The sequence below is a fragment of the Draconibacterium sediminis genome (genome assembly GCF_000949475.1).
In the GTDB taxonomy this organism is placed as follows: Bacteria; Bacteroidota; Bacteroidia; order Bacteroidales; family Prolixibacteraceae; genus Draconibacterium; species Draconibacterium sediminis.
In genome coordinates this window covers 136,082-149,713 of the sequence record NZ_JRHC01000005.1, presented here as the reverse complement: position 1 = coordinate 149,713, position 13,632 = coordinate 136,082, and the positions used below count along the sequence as shown (strand labels likewise).

Annotated in this window: 14 protein-coding genes; 13 read left to right on the top strand and 1 reads right to left on the bottom strand. The window is 40.2% G+C overall.

Annotation, left to right across the window (positions count from 1 at the left end; all coding sequences use genetic code 11):
* Nucleotides 1-16: 16 nt before the first annotated feature.
* Nucleotides 17-1,462, top strand: coding sequence for a TrkH family potassium uptake protein (locus LH29_RS17420; protein ID WP_045032256.1), 1,446 nt, complete (start codon nucleotides 17-19; stop codon nucleotides 1,460-1,462).
* A gap of 5 nt (nucleotides 1,463-1,467) precedes the next feature.
* Here the strand turns inward: LH29_RS17420 and LH29_RS17415 are convergent, their stop codons facing one another.
* Nucleotides 1,468-2,082, bottom strand: coding sequence for an L-threonylcarbamoyladenylate synthase (locus LH29_RS17415; protein ID WP_045032254.1), 615 nt, complete (start codon nucleotides 2,080-2,082; stop codon nucleotides 1,468-1,470).
* A 118-nt stretch (nucleotides 2,083-2,200) separates the two neighbouring features.
* On the opposite strand from LH29_RS17415, the gene mnmD reads away from it, so the two are divergent.
* The 12 genes from mnmD (at nucleotide 2,201) to LH29_RS17355 (ending at nucleotide 13,597) form a co-directional block, all read left to right on the top strand.
* On the top strand, nucleotides 2,201-2,866 hold the full coding sequence (gene mnmD, locus LH29_RS17410; RefSeq protein WP_045032776.1) for a tRNA (5-methylaminomethyl-2-thiouridine)(34)-methyltransferase MnmD: 666 nt from the start codon (nucleotides 2,201-2,203) through the stop codon (nucleotides 2,864-2,866).
* 361 nt (nucleotides 2,867-3,227) lie between these two features.
* Nucleotides 3,228-3,743 (top strand): IS1096 element passenger TnpR family protein, encoded by a 516-nt coding sequence (locus LH29_RS17405; protein WP_157493746.1) that lies wholly within the window; start codon nucleotides 3,228-3,230, stop codon nucleotides 3,741-3,743.
* A 104-nt stretch (nucleotides 3,744-3,847) separates the two neighbouring features.
* Nucleotides 3,848-4,750 carry a tRNA (adenosine(37)-N6)-dimethylallyltransferase MiaA gene (gene miaA / locus LH29_RS17400; protein ID WP_045032252.1) on the top strand — a complete coding sequence of 301 codons (903 nt, stop codon included), beginning with the start codon at nucleotides 3,848-3,850 and terminating at the stop codon, nucleotides 4,748-4,750.
* 1 nt (nucleotide 4,751) lies between these two features.
* The gene (locus LH29_RS17395) at nucleotides 4,752-5,204 is read left to right on the top strand and encodes an NUDIX domain-containing protein (protein ID WP_045032250.1); all 453 of its coding nucleotides are present in this window, start codon (nucleotides 4,752-4,754) and stop codon (nucleotides 5,202-5,204) included.
* A gap of 111 nt (nucleotides 5,205-5,315) precedes the next feature.
* The gene (locus LH29_RS17390; RefSeq protein ID WP_045032248.1) at nucleotides 5,316-5,801 is read left to right on the top strand and encodes a D-glycero-alpha-D-manno-heptose-1,7-bisphosphate 7-phosphatase; all 486 of its coding nucleotides are present in this window, start codon (nucleotides 5,316-5,318) and stop codon (nucleotides 5,799-5,801) included.
* An 18-nt stretch (nucleotides 5,802-5,819) separates the two neighbouring features.
* Entirely contained in the window at nucleotides 5,820-8,036 is a 2,217-nt protein-coding gene (locus LH29_RS17385; protein WP_045032246.1) for a RelA/SpoT family protein, read from the top strand.
* A gap of 65 nt (nucleotides 8,037-8,101) precedes the next feature.
* Nucleotides 8,102-8,545 (top strand): Fur family transcriptional regulator, encoded by a 444-nt coding sequence (locus LH29_RS17380; RefSeq protein ID WP_045032245.1) that lies wholly within the window; start codon nucleotides 8,102-8,104, stop codon nucleotides 8,543-8,545.
* Between the two features lie 170 nt (nucleotides 8,546-8,715).
* Nucleotides 8,716-9,993: an adenylosuccinate synthase gene (locus tag LH29_RS17375; protein WP_045032243.1), complete on the top strand. Its 1,278-nt coding sequence runs from the start codon at nucleotides 8,716-8,718 to the stop codon at nucleotides 9,991-9,993.
* 248 nt (nucleotides 9,994-10,241) lie between these two features.
* On the top strand, nucleotides 10,242-11,669 hold the full coding sequence (locus LH29_RS17370; protein ID WP_045032241.1) for a nicotinate phosphoribosyltransferase: 1,428 nt from the start codon (nucleotides 10,242-10,244) through the stop codon (nucleotides 11,667-11,669).
* A 6-nt stretch (nucleotides 11,670-11,675) separates the two neighbouring features.
* A complete protein-coding gene (locus LH29_RS17365) occupies nucleotides 11,676-12,776 on the top strand; it encodes an alanine racemase (protein ID WP_045032239.1) in 1,101 nt (366 codons plus the stop codon).
* A 98-nt stretch (nucleotides 12,777-12,874) separates the two neighbouring features.
* Nucleotides 12,875-13,129, top strand: coding sequence for a TfoX/Sxy family protein (locus LH29_RS17360; RefSeq protein WP_045032237.1), 255 nt, complete (start codon nucleotides 12,875-12,877; stop codon nucleotides 13,127-13,129).
* A gap of 42 nt (nucleotides 13,130-13,171) precedes the next feature.
* Entirely contained in the window at nucleotides 13,172-13,597 is a 426-nt protein-coding gene (locus LH29_RS17355) for a VOC family protein (RefSeq protein ID WP_045032235.1), read from the top strand.
* The last annotated feature ends 35 nt before the right edge of the window (nucleotides 13,598-13,632 follow it).

Here is a 13,632-nt window from a genome sequence, read left to right as displayed (position 1 = left end):
CGCAAACTACCGGAACATGAATCTTAAAATCATATTCAGAGTACTTGGTTTTTTATTGTTTGTAGAGGGAATTGCCATGGGCATCGCTCTTCTGGTTGCTCTGATTTATGGAGAATCCGACATTAGTGCGTTCTTAATTTCAGCCGGAATAAATCTGGCCATTGGCGGACTGATTGTTGCAACCACTTCGAAGGCAAAAAAAGATATTGGCAAACGCGAAGGATTCATCATCGTATCGATGGTGTGGATTGTGTTCTCCTTTTTTGGCAGTTTACCGTATGTTATAAGTGGTTCCATTCCCAGTTTTACCGATGCGTTTTTCGAAACCATGTCGGGGTTTACCACAACTGGCTCATCAATTTTAAACGATATTGAGGCACTTCCCCATGGCATTTTATTCTGGCGAAGCATTACACAATGGCTTGGAGGAATGGGAATTATCGTTTTATCGCTGGCTATTTTGCCGGTATTCGGAATTGGTGGTATGCAGCTGTTTATGGCCGAAGTTCCGGGGCCAACTCCCGATAAAATAAGTCCGAGAATTAAACAAACGGCAAAAACACTTTGGGTAATTTACCTCACATTTACGGTGGTCGAAACTTTATTGCTGTGGGTTGGAGGAATGACCTTTTTCGACGCTATTTGCCATTCGTTTACCACCATGGCTACCGGAGGTTTTTCAACCAAACAGGCAAGTATTGCGCACTGGCCATCGCCATTTATTCAGTATGTAATTATTGTTTTTATGTTTTTGGCCGGTACAAATTTTACCCTCTCCTATTTCGCTATTAAAGGAAAATTTTCGGTGGCTTTTAAAGACGAAGAGTTTAAATACTACAGTTTTTTTACCCTTGGATTTACGGCCCTTATATTTATAGGCCTGTTAATTTCTGCCGAAATCGGCATTGAAAAAGCATTCCGCGATTCACTGTTTCAGGTTATTACAATAATCACAACCACAGGCTACGCCACTGCCGATTACCTCACCTGGCCACCGGTTTTAACAATGCTCATTTTTGTGCTTTTCTTTTTTGGTGGTTCTGCCGGGTCAACGGGTGGAGGTATAAAGATCATGCGTATTGTTGTGCTGCTTAAAAACGGCTATTACGAACTTAAACGTTTGGTACATCCCAATGCTATTATTCCTGTTCGGTTTAATAAACACTCGGTTGATGCAAAAATCGTTACCAACGTGCTGGCATTTTTTATGATCTACTTTGTAATTTTTGCCATCAGCACCGTTATTTTCACACTGATTGAGCCGGATATGGAATCGTCGATGGGAGCTGTTGCTACCTGCCTGGGAAATATCGGTCCGGGACTGGGATCAGTAGGACCTGCAGAAAATTTCTACCACATTAAACCTATCGGGAAGTGGTTCTTATCATTTCTGATGCTGCTTGGCCGACTGGAGCTGTTTACTGTTTTGGTGCTCTTCTCTCCATCGTTCTGGAAAGAATAATCAATTTAATATTCCAATTCGCCTTTTCCCTGACGGACCAAAATTGGTTCGTCTGATGTGCAATCAATAATTGTTGATGGGATTAATTCGCCAAAACCACCGTCGATAACAATATCAGCCAGTTCTGCGAATTTTTCATGAATCAGTTCCGGATCTGTGGTGTATTCCAAAATCTCATCGTCATCGTGCACCGACGATGAAAGGATTGGATTTCCAAGTTCACTTACGATCTCACGAATAATATTGTTATCGGGAATACGAATTCCAACCGTTTTCTTTTTCCCTTTAAAATACCGGGGCACATTGTTGTTGGCGTTGAGAATAAAAGTAAACGGGCCCGGCAAATTTTTACGAATGAGTTTAAAAATATTATTGGGAATTGGTTTGGTGTAATCCGACAAATGACTGAAGTCGCTGCAGATAAACGAAAAATTGTTCTTTTCAACCTGAATACCTTTAAAACGAGCCACCTTTTCAACTGCTTTTTGGTTGGTAATGTCGCAGCCAAGTCCATAAACCGTGTCGGTTGGGTAAACAATAACACCGCCTTCACGCAAAACATCTACAACTTTTCTGACATCGCGGGGATTTGGATTTTCATTATACAAGCGCACCAACATAGTTTTTCCTATTTTTGGCCGGTAAAATTAGTTTTTTAAGTTATAAAAGGTGCTTTTTTGCAGCTTTTTAGCTTAATACTGATTGAACAACATAGGATTTTTAGGAAATTCGCAGGCCATGCAAAGAAAAATTATAAGTACTGAAGACGGATCTAAAACACTGTTTATTCCCGAGATGGACGAACAATACCACTCGGTAAACGGGGCATTAACCGAATCGGAATATGTGTATCTCGATAAAGGATACCGGCACAATCAATCAGCCACACCGGTAATTCTCGAAATTGGTTTTGGAACCGGATTGAACGCGTTATTAACGGCCGTTGAAGCAGAAAAGAAAAAACGAAGAACCATTTATATTTCCCTGGAAAAATACCCGATTGAGGCAACAGAAATAGAGCAGCTCAACTATGGTAGTTTGATTTCGGAAGAAGCGGAAGAACTTTTTTCAGCGCTGCACAATAGTGAGTGGAATGTTAAAACAGAAATTTCACCGTATTTCCATTTGCTAAAACTAAAAACCGACCTCACCCAATTTTCTTTTGAAGAACTCCCAATGGTTGATGTAATCTATTTTGATGCATTTGGCCCCGACAAACAACCCGAGATGTGGAACGAGGAAATTTTCAGAAAACTTTACGGTATCAGCAACTCAAATGCAAACCTTGTTACCTATAGCGCCAAAGGCGAAATTCGCCGCCGAATGGAACGATCGGGCTATATTTCGGAGCGACTTCCCGGTCCTCCGGGTAAAAGACAAATGCTTCGGGCAACGCGGCCTTAAAAAAAAATGCGCAACAATCCACCAGAAACATTAACACTAAACACTGTAACACTGAGACTTAGAACACTGTCACCAAGAGTATTCGATAAGCCGAACAACAAACACGATTGTTCGATTTTTCCTGACTTAAACTTTTTTAACATTTTTTAATTCCATAGATTCCATTTCTGTATTTTTCACAATTTTTCGTGGAAAAATGTCCCGAAAAAGGTTAAAAACCAACCTTTTGACATTTTGTTAAAAAATAAACGATCGCCGGAAAAACACCTTTCTGATAGATATTTTCAATTTTTTCTGCATTTGAATTCTTGGAATTTGTAAAAATTCCTGTAAAATTTGGACTTCATTCAACGTGAAATTTATGATTTATCAATTTCAAATTGTTTCACAAGAGGCCCAAAACTTCCGATTGGAAGTTGCTCTGGATGAGAAACATTCATTTTTCGATTTTCATAGTATTATACAGAAAAGTGTTGGTTTTGAGTCACACCAACTGGCATCTTTCTTCGTGTCCAATAAAAACTGGAGAAAGCTGGTTGAGATTTCAATGTTAGACTTAGGTATAAATGGTGCAGCATTTTACATTATGCAAAAAACAAAATTAGGCGACTTGCTGCAAGACAAAGGACAACAACTCATTTATACATTCGATTTTTTGAACGACAGGTCTTTTTTTATAGAACTAACTGGAATAATTATGGAAAAAAATCTTAATGAGCCATTAGTCGCTTTAAAACAAGGCGATTCCCCCGTTCAGGTTTTAGGAGAAGAAAAAATTGAACTTGAATCTGGTATAGGCCAGGAAGAAGAAGTTTATATGGATTTTGGAGAGCTTGATGATTACACTGAAATCTTTGGCGAAATGGACGATTTCTAATCACGAAAGACGACTGTTTAATCCATGTTTAAAAAAATTCCAAGGCTGTTCAATATTTTGAACAGTCTTTTTTTTGTCATTAATTTGCCAAAAATCATGCATTCATGCCAAAAACTCTTGTTGTAATTACCGGCCCAACCGGAATTGGGAAAACCGAAGTGAGTATAAAAGTTGCCCAACATTTTAATGCTGAAATCGTTTCGGCCGATTCGCGGCAAATTTTCAGGGAACTCAACATTGGCACTGCAGTTCCGTCGAAAGAGGAATTGGCAGCGGTACCCCATCATTTTATTCAAAGTCATTCGGTTGAAGAAAATTATAATGCCAGCCGCTACGAAACTGAGGCGATGGAACTGATCGACAAGCTTTTTCAGCAGAAAGATGTTTTATTGCTGGTGGGCGGATCAATGTTATACATCGATGCCATTTGCAAGGGCATTGATATTATGCCCGATGCCGATCCTGAAGTTCGGGCAGCATTAAAAAACCAACTGGAAGAAGAAGGCTTGGAAGGCCTGCGTCTGCAGCTAAAAACACTCGATCCTGAATACTATAAAAAAGTGGACCTGAAAAATCCGAACCGAATTATCCACGCACTGGAAATTAGCATTCAAACCGGAAAACCCTATTCATCATTTCGCTCCGACACACCAAAAGAGCGTCCTTTTCAAATCATAAAAATTGCGCTGAACTGCGACCGGCAGGTGCTACACAACCGTATTAATTTGAGGGTCGACAAAATGATGGAAGCCGGCCTGGAAGCAGAAGCCCGGAGTGTATACCACAAAAAACATTTGAACTCGCTAAACACAGTGGGTTACCAGGAACTGTTCGCTTATTTTAACGGAGAAATCCCCCGCGAAAAAGCAATTGAGCTAATCAAACGCAACTCGCGACGTTATGCGCGTAAACAAATTACCTGGTTTCGTCGCGATGAAGCTGTAAAATGGTTTGAACCAACCGATACCGCAGAAATAATCGCATGGATCAACACACAAATCAAGTAACATGGGCCAATTTATAATTCGTGTTTACGGACTGGTTATTAACGAAAAGAAAGAAATCTTACTTTCTGATGAATTTGTACTAAACACCAGAATGACCAAGTTCCCGGGAGGCGGACTGGAATTTGGAGAAGGCTTGATTGATGGGTTACAAAGGGAATTTAAAGAAGAATGCAACGGACAGGAAATTGAGAATATCAGGCATTTTTACACCACCGACTTTTACCAAAAAGCACTGTTCTTTGATAACGCCCAACTAATCAGTATCTACTACCTTTCCGACCTGAAACAGCCATTAAAATTTAAGATATCAGAAAAATCATTTGACTTTGAAATTGATAGCGGCACAACACAAAGCTTTCGCTGGGAACAAATAAAAGACCTGAAAGACAACGACATTACTTTCCCAATTGATAAATATGTTTTGAAGAAGTTAAAAGCAACATTTAATGTTTAACACGCTTCTGTAAATCAAACATCTTTCTGCAAAAACTGTTTTCTTAGGGAACAGTAACAAGCCGGCAACAGCATATCATCTGCAAAAAAGCAGAACAAAAGTCTTTCGAAAATGATAGCTAACAATAAAAACAAGGCCCTTTTTATCGACCGCGACGGAACGATTAACGTGGAAAAAAACTACGTGGTCCAAATTGAAGATTTTGAATTCATTCCGGGCATTTTCGAACTACTAAAGAGTTACCAAAATAAGGGTTATCTGTTATTCGTAATCACCAATCAATCAGGCATTGCGCGACAATATTATAGCGAAAACGATTTTCTTCGTTTAAACAATTGGATGATCCGGCAGTTTCAGAAACATGGAATAGAAATAACAAAAGTTTATCATTGTCCTCATCATCCTGAAATAACAGGAAAATGTAAATGCAGAAAACCCGAACCGGGAATGATTTTGCAAGCCATTCATGAATTTAATATCGATCCAGTTAACTCTGTGTTGATAGGAGACAAAAAAAGAGATATTTTAGCAGGAGAAAAAGCAGGGATAGGAAAGAATTTATATATTCAAAACTTATTACAGACAGATTTAAGTTAAGGATCAGACAAAGGCAAAGTGCAACATTTTACAAAAGCAGAAATAAGGCATATTGAAGACCGCTACCAGGATTTTTTGAAGGTCATTAAAGACAAGTTTGATGAAGGGCGGTTGGCACGTATCGAGAAAGCATTTCGCTTCTCGAATGCGGCGCATCATGGCATAAAACGTAAATCGGGCGAACCGTTTATTATTCATCCCATTGCAGTTGCGCGTATTGTTGCGGTAGACTTGGGATTGGGTGCCACTTCGATTGTTGCGGCCCTTTTACACGATGTTGTGGAAGACACCGACTACCGTATGTCAGACATTGAAAATATGTTTGGAACACGCGTATCGCGCATTGTTGACGGGCTGACCAAACTTTCGGGCGATTTTGATGCCAAACACGCGCTTACACTCAAAAAGATGCTGATGACTCTTTCGGACGATGTTAGGGTTATTTTGATAAAAATTGCCGATCGTTTGCACAATATGCGAACGCTTGATTCGATGCCGGCGCACAAAAAAATTAAGATTGCCGGCGAAACGCTTTTTCTTTATGTGCCACTGGCCCACCGCTTAGGTTTACATGCCATAAAAAGCGACCTGGAAGATTTAAGCTTTAAGCATAAACATCCGGAAGAATACGAACAGATTCAGTACCTGCTGCACAACCAGGAAGATAAGCGGAACTACCTGGTAAACGAATTTACCAGCCCGATCATTGAAAAACTGAAGGAAGAAGGAATAGATTGTAAGGTAGAACACCGGCTAAAAACAAGTTACTCCATCTGGCAAAAGATGCAGAAAAAGGCGGTGGCTTTTAATGAGGTTTACGACATTCTGGCTATTCGCATCATTATCAACTCAAAAAAAGGGATATCGGAAAAAAGACAGTGTTTTGATGTTCTTTCGATAGTTACCGACATCTATAAGCCAAAACCCGACCGGATTCGCGACTGGATCACCATGCCAAAAGCAAATGGTTACGAATCGTTGCATGTTACCGTGATGGGACCACAAGGGCATTGGGTTGAAATTCAGATACGAACCGACAGAATGGACGATGTAGCCGAACACGGTTTTGCGGCACATTATCGTTACAAGGACATCCGCAACTTTGAAAACGAACTGGATCCGTGGATTGAACGGATACGCGAACTGTTGCAAAGTTCCGATTCTGATGCTTTTGAATTTCTCGATGATTTTAAACTCAACCTGTTCTCTTCCGAAATAAACGTTTTTACACCAAAAGGCGATATGTTTTCGTTGCCGCTTGGATCGACAGTAATCGATTTTGCCTACGAAATACACACTGAGCTGGGCAATAAATGTATCGGCGCCAAAATAAACACCAAGCTGGTTCCTATTAGCCACATACTTGAGAACGGCGACCAGATTGAAATTTTAACCTCAGAAAACCAGTCACCAAAACTGGAGTGGTTGAAGTTTTCAGCATCGCCAAAAGCAAGAGGTAAAATAAAAAATGTATTCCGTCTCGAAAAAAGCAAACATACTGAAAAAGGCAAGGAGATTATTGAAGAGCTTTTTAAAGAAATTAACGCTCCGTTTACATCGAACAACCTGAAAAAACTAACAGCGCATTTTAACCTGAATAACAAGGAACAGTTGTATTCTGAAGTTGGAATGGGCTTTCTGGAGCTGGATGATGTGAAAGACATTATCGGCAAAAAGTCGGAAAGCAAGCTGGTTAAATACTGGAACATCACATTTGGATCCGGTAACAAAAACAAGGAAGAAGAAACGCCTGAAAACCAAAAGATTGATAAGAAAAAACCATTTCTGCTGCGCGAAAACCAGGACAATATCAAATTCTCGCTGGCAAAATGCTGTAATCCAATTCCCGGCGAATCAGTTGTGGGCTACCTTACAACCGACGACCACGTTATTATTCACAAGGTAAAATGCCGCGAACTGGAAAAATTTATTGCCAACCAGGGCGAAAAAATCATTCAGGCCGAATGGACAAAATTTAAACGCCAGTCGTACCTTACCCGGCTGCATTTACAAGGATTCGACCGTATGGGAATTGTTAACGAAGTAACAACGCTTATCTCGAAGGGACACAATATCAACATGCGTTCACTTAAATTCGATACGCACGATGGAATTTTTATGGGGGACCTGTTTTTATACATTCACAATACAAACGATTTAGAGAACTTAATCAACAAGCTACGAACGATTAAAGGTATCGATAGTGTAAATCGTGTAGAAAACCTTGAGGATTAATTTATATTCATTCTAAAAGAATAAATTTTTTTTCTATTTTTGGCCTATTTAAAATTGGTTTAATTATGAATAACCACAAGACCAGAGAAACTGTGCGCAACATGTTTACCGAGTACCTTGAAAAGAACGGTCACCGGAAAACACCTGAAAGATTTGCAATTCTTGACGAAATTTATTGTCGTGAGGGGCATTTCGATATCGAGTCGTTATACATTTCGATGAAGAACAATAACTACCGGGTAAGCCGCGCTACACTATACAATACCATCGATTTATTGCTTGATTGCAAGTTGGTGGTAAAACACCAGTTTGGTAAAAACATTGCACAGTTCGAAAAGGCATTTGCAACACTTCAGCACGATCATCTTATCGACACAACACATGGTACCGTAGTTGAGTTTTACGATCCTCGCATTCGCGAAATTATTGAAGATGCCTGCAATAAAAACAATTTTAAATTGTCGCACCACACGCTTTATATCTACGGCGAAAGCACAAAAAAGGAATAAAGCCGTTAATTCTTAATAGATTATAAATTAAATGCAGAGTGCTGGTATTTCTATTGCAGAGCATAAAATATTTAGTACTTTTAACTGCTTAATTTGAAAGCCGTGAAAGGTTAATCTTGATCGATTAAGTTTTCGCGGTTTTGCATGTAAAATAAAAATCAAAATTCAAAATGAAGGTAGATGTATTGTTGGGCCTGCAATGGGGCGACGAGGGAAAAGGTAAAATTGTTGACGTATTTACTCCGGAGTACGATGTTATAGCTCGTTTCCAGGGAGGGCCAAACGCCGGCCACACCCTTGAATTCAACAATATTAAACACGTTTTGCATACAATCCCTTCGGGCATTTTCCGTGAAAATAAAATCAATGTAATTGGTAACGGTGTTGTTATCGACCCAATCGTTTTCAAAAAAGAAATTGAATCGTTGAGTAAAATCGGTGTCGATATATCGAAAAACCTTTATATCTCGAAAAAGGCACACATGATTTTGCCTACTCATAAAATCTTGGATGCTGCATCGGAGCAGAAAAAAGGCGACACAAAAATTGGTTCTACCTTAAAAGGAATCGGACCAACCTACAAAGATAAAATTGGCCGCGATGGTTTGCGTGTTGGCGACCTGGTTCACGGCTTTGAAGAAAAATACACTGCGCGAATCAACAACCACAAAGTAATGTTAAGCGAGTTCTTTAAGTACGACTACGAAAAGATGCTTAACGAATGTGAAAAAGAGTGGTTCGAAGGTGTTGAAGTGCTGAAATCATTCCAATTGGTTGACAGCGAACACATGATTAACGATGCCTTAAAAGCAGGCAAATCAGTATTAGCAGAAGGAGCGCAAGGAACATTGCTCGATATCGATTTCGGATCGTACCCGTTTGTTACCAGCTCGAACACGATTTGTGCCGGAGCTTGTACCGGTTTAGGATTGGCACCAAATGCCATTGGAAAAGTTTTCGGAATTTTTAAAGCTTACTGTACGCGCGTTGGAATGGGCCCGTTCCCTACCGAACTTTTCGATGAAACAGGTGAAAAACTGCGTACTGCTGGTAACGAATTCGGATCAACAACCGGTCGTCCGCGTCGTTGTGGCTGGCTAGATTTAGTAGCGTTGAAATACACTTGCATGCTTAACGGCGTTACCGAACTGATAATGATGAAAGCCGATGTGCTGGATGATTTCGATACCATTAAAGTTTGTGTAGGATATGAAATTGATGGTGAAGTTGTAGAGCACTTCCCATTCGAGTTAGACGACAATGTGAAACCTGTTTACGTTGAACTACCGGGCTGGAAAACTGATTTGACCAAGATTAAAAACCAGAACGAATTCCCGGAAGAACTGAATAACTACATTAACTTTATTGAAGACGAAATGGATATTCCTATTACGCTTGCATCAGTTGGACCGAACAGGGAACAAACAATTATGCTCGAAAAAGAATAAACAAAGATATTTTAGATTGAAAACGCTGTTCATTTATTTGAACAGCGTTTTTTGTTTTAGAATGTCGCCCGAGATTTCGAAAATTCCCCAACATTTCTGCTACTTTTCATTGCAATTAAGTACCAAACACTGACCTGTTTACAAAACCGCCTCCTTGTTCTGAGCATAAACATTCGGTTAAATTATTAATCAGATCATATAGATAGTTATATTTCTTAATTATCTTTAAGCATCTCAGAGGGGGCAAAATGGGATCAATATTTAAGGAGACATTAGGACTATATACCGACTTGTATGAGCTGACTATGGCTCAGGGGTACTTTTTTTGTCAAAAAAAAGACCAGAACACTTCGTTTGATTATTGTTTCAGGACCAATCCGTACAAAGGTGGGTACACTGTTTTTGCAGGTTTGCAGGATTTTATTGATGCCCTGAATGAATTCACCTATTCCAAATCAGATCTGGAATTTCTAAAAGCAAACGGATTCAAGGATGAGTTTCTGGAGTATCTGCGCGATTTTAAATTCTCCGGCGATATTTACAGCGTAAAAGAAGGAGAGATTGTTTTTCCGAACGAACCGCTTCTGTCGGTTGAAGGAAACATTATTGAATGCCAGTTGGTGGAAAGTATTTTGCTGAATATTCTGAATTTCGAATCGCTGATTGCTACAAAAGCTTTCCGCATCAAACATATTTCGGGGCAAAAATTATTTGCCGATTTTGGACTGCGCCGTGCTCAGGATTTTGGTGCCATTCATGCCAGCCGGGCCGCCTGTATTGGCGGTGCTTCATCAACATCGAACACTTTGGCCGGGAAAATATATGATATTCCTGTTAGCGGAACCATGGCGCACAGCTGGGTACAAAGTTTCGATTCGGAGCTGGAAGCTTTCAGAGCTTTTGCAGAAACCAATCCCGACAATACCATTTTGCTGGTTGACACTTACAACACCTTAAAATCGGGAGTGCCGAATGCCATTACCATTGGTCATGAAATGGCTGCAAGAGGCGAAAAACTAAAAGCCATTCGGTTGGACAGCGGCGACCTGGCTTACCTCAGTAAAAAAGCACGTAAACAACTGGATGATGCCGGATTACATGATGTTCAGATTCTGGCTTCGAACCAGTTGAACGAATACGTAATAAAAACTTTGCTGCTGGACCAGAATGCTGCCATCGACGGTTTTGGAATTGGCACCGAAATGATTACCGGAAAAAGCGACGCTGCCCTGGATGGCGTTTATAAATTGACCGAGATTGACGGAGAGCCAAAAATGAAATTCTCCGAAAATATTGAAAAAATTACCCTGCCCGGGAAAAAACAAATGGTAAGGTATTTTGACGAAGAAGGTATGTTCTACCGCGATGGAATTCTGTTACAAGACGAAAAAGCGGAAGAAGTGGATACGATCTATCACCGGATTTACCCCGAGAAAAACACCGAAGTTTCGAAATTAAAAGTCGAACTTCTTCGCGAAAAAGTGGTTGAACAGGGAAACATCTTACTTCAACACAAAAGCCCTGTAGAAATACACGAGTACCTGAAAAGCCGGGCTGCTTTATTGCCCGACGAACATAAACGTTTTATCAGCCCACACTTGTATAAAGTTGGCATTTCGAATAAATTAATGGCTACCCGCAACGCTCTGACACAAAAATTAAGAACGTTACACTAGTTTTTTATGACAGAAATTACACGACCTACACTAATTATTGACAAAGAAGTTTGCCTGCAAAACATTGAACGGATGGTAAAAAAAGCGGAGAACTATAATCTTCGGTTAAGGCCTCATTTCAAAACGCATCAGGCAGCAAAGGTCGGTGAGTGGTTTAAACGTTTTGGGATCAGCCAGATTACTGTTTCTTCGGTGTTAATGGCTGAATATTTTGCATCGAACGGATGGAATGACATAACGCTTGCTTTTCCGTTGAATATTCTGGAAATGAGCCGGATTAACCGTTTGGCCGATTCCATAAAACTAAATGTACTGCTTGAAAACAGGGAGGCGGCAGAAGTGCTGGCCGGAAAAGCGAGCAACAAAATTGGCGTGTATTTAAAAATCGACACCGGTTACAACCGTACAGGTATTCCTGCAGGCAGAACGGGGCGTATCGATTCAATCCTTGATATTTTGCGCAAAAACAGCAAACTTACTTTTAAAGGATTTCTTACACACACCGGCCATACCTACACGGCACTATCAACCAACGAAATATTCAGCAGTCATTTTGATGCCCTGCTTAAACTGAAGAAGCTAAAAAACAGGTATCATAAAGAATATCCGGGAATGGAACTGAGTATGGGCGACACACCATCGGCAAGCATTTGCGGAAATTTCGACGGGATAGATGAGCTTCGTCCGGGCAACTTTGTTTTTTACGACCTCATGCAGCACAACCTCGGCGTATGCGAAATAAGTGATATTGCGGTAAAAATGGTGTGCCCGGTTGTGGCCAAACATGTTTCGCGTAACGAAATTGTGATTTACGGTGGTGCTGTTCATTTCTCGAAGGATACGCTGCAAAATACGGATGGTAAACAATTATATGGTCGGGTGATTATCAGTCAGGATGATGAAAAGATTCTACTCGACACCAAAAATTACCTGTCGCGCCTTTCGCAGGAACACGGTGTAATAAAAGTTACGCCTACCCATTTTAAACAGATAAACGTGGGCGATTTGGTGGAGATCATTCCCGTACATTCGTGCCTTACCGCAAATATGATGGGGCACATGATTACCACCGAAGGCGAGTTTATTGAAATGATGCCAAAATATTAGTAAAATGAAACGAGCATTTAGACTAGTACGCCCAAGGGGAATATTAAGATATGTGCGAGTTCCATACTATACCGTTAAAAATAAACCATTTTAATAGTATGAAATTAAGTGAACTACCCAACATCGGGAAAACGCTGGAACAGAAATTATTGAACGCCGGCATTACAAGTCATGAACAACTTAGTGAAACAGGTGCTGAAAATACCTTTTTAAGACTTGAGATCGAAGATGAATCGGCGTGTTACAATATGCTTTGTGCGCTTGAGGGAGCTATTCAGGGAATTCGCTGGCATCAACTTTCAAAAGAAAGGAAGGATGAGTTGAAGGAATTTCTAAGATTAAAAAGAATGTAATCCAACACACAACCCTTACTCATTAACCAATATCTCAAAAAAATGAAACCACGATTAAACATTGTAACAATCGGAGTAAAGAACCTGCAGGTTTCACGCGATTTTTACAAAAATGCATTGGGCTGGGAACCGACAAAAGACAGCGATGAGAACATTGTTTTCTTTAACCATGGTGGAATAATTTTAGGCCTCTACCCCATCGACAAGCTGGCCGAAGATGCTGAAATAAGTCCTGCCAGAAGTGGTTTTTCAGGAGTTACATGTGCCATCAATCTCGATACTAAAGAAGCCGTTCAGGAATTGTATAACACGGTAATTAAAAACGGAGGTAAACCGCTTGTTGAACCTCGCGAAACCTTTTGGGGTGGTTACGATGCTTATTTTGCCGATCCCGACGGGAATGCCTGGGAAATTGCATGGGCGCCATTCTGGAACTTTGATGAACAGGGCAGCCTGATTATGGAATAAAAAAATGCTACAACCAGAGAATAGTGATAGTATGA

What these genes read in the sequence shown, in the direction of transcription:
- LH29_RS17420 (WP_045032256.1), top strand. Translation starts at nt 17, where the DNA reads ATGAATCTTAAAATCATATTCAGAGTACTTGGTTTTTTATTGTTTGTA.
- LH29_RS17415 (WP_045032254.1), bottom strand. Translation starts at nt 2,082, where the DNA reads ATGTTGGTGCGCTTGTATAATGAAAATCCAAATCCCCGCGATGTCAGA.
- mnmD (WP_045032776.1), top strand. Translation starts at nt 2,201, where the DNA reads ATGCAAAGAAAAATTATAAGTACTGAAGACGGATCTAAAACACTGTTT.
- LH29_RS17405 (WP_157493746.1), top strand. Translation starts at nt 3,228, where the DNA reads ATGATTTATCAATTTCAAATTGTTTCACAAGAGGCCCAAAACTTCCGA.
- miaA (WP_045032252.1), top strand. Translation starts at nt 3,848, where the DNA reads ATGCCAAAAACTCTTGTTGTAATTACCGGCCCAACCGGAATTGGGAAA.
- LH29_RS17395 (WP_045032250.1), top strand. Translation starts at nt 4,752, where the DNA reads ATGGGCCAATTTATAATTCGTGTTTACGGACTGGTTATTAACGAAAAG.
- LH29_RS17390 (WP_045032248.1), top strand. Translation starts at nt 5,316, where the DNA reads ATGATAGCTAACAATAAAAACAAGGCCCTTTTTATCGACCGCGACGGA.
- LH29_RS17380 (WP_045032245.1), top strand. Translation starts at nt 8,102, where the DNA reads ATGAATAACCACAAGACCAGAGAAACTGTGCGCAACATGTTTACCGAG.
- LH29_RS17375 (WP_045032243.1), top strand. Translation starts at nt 8,716, where the DNA reads ATGAAGGTAGATGTATTGTTGGGCCTGCAATGGGGCGACGAGGGAAAA.
- LH29_RS17370 (WP_045032241.1), top strand. Translation starts at nt 10,242, where the DNA reads ATGGGATCAATATTTAAGGAGACATTAGGACTATATACCGACTTGTAT.
- LH29_RS17365 (WP_045032239.1), top strand. Translation starts at nt 11,676, where the DNA reads ATGACAGAAATTACACGACCTACACTAATTATTGACAAAGAAGTTTGC.
- LH29_RS17360 (WP_045032237.1), top strand. Translation starts at nt 12,875, where the DNA reads ATGAAATTAAGTGAACTACCCAACATCGGGAAAACGCTGGAACAGAAA.
- LH29_RS17355 (WP_045032235.1), top strand. Translation starts at nt 13,172, where the DNA reads ATGAAACCACGATTAAACATTGTAACAATCGGAGTAAAGAACCTGCAG.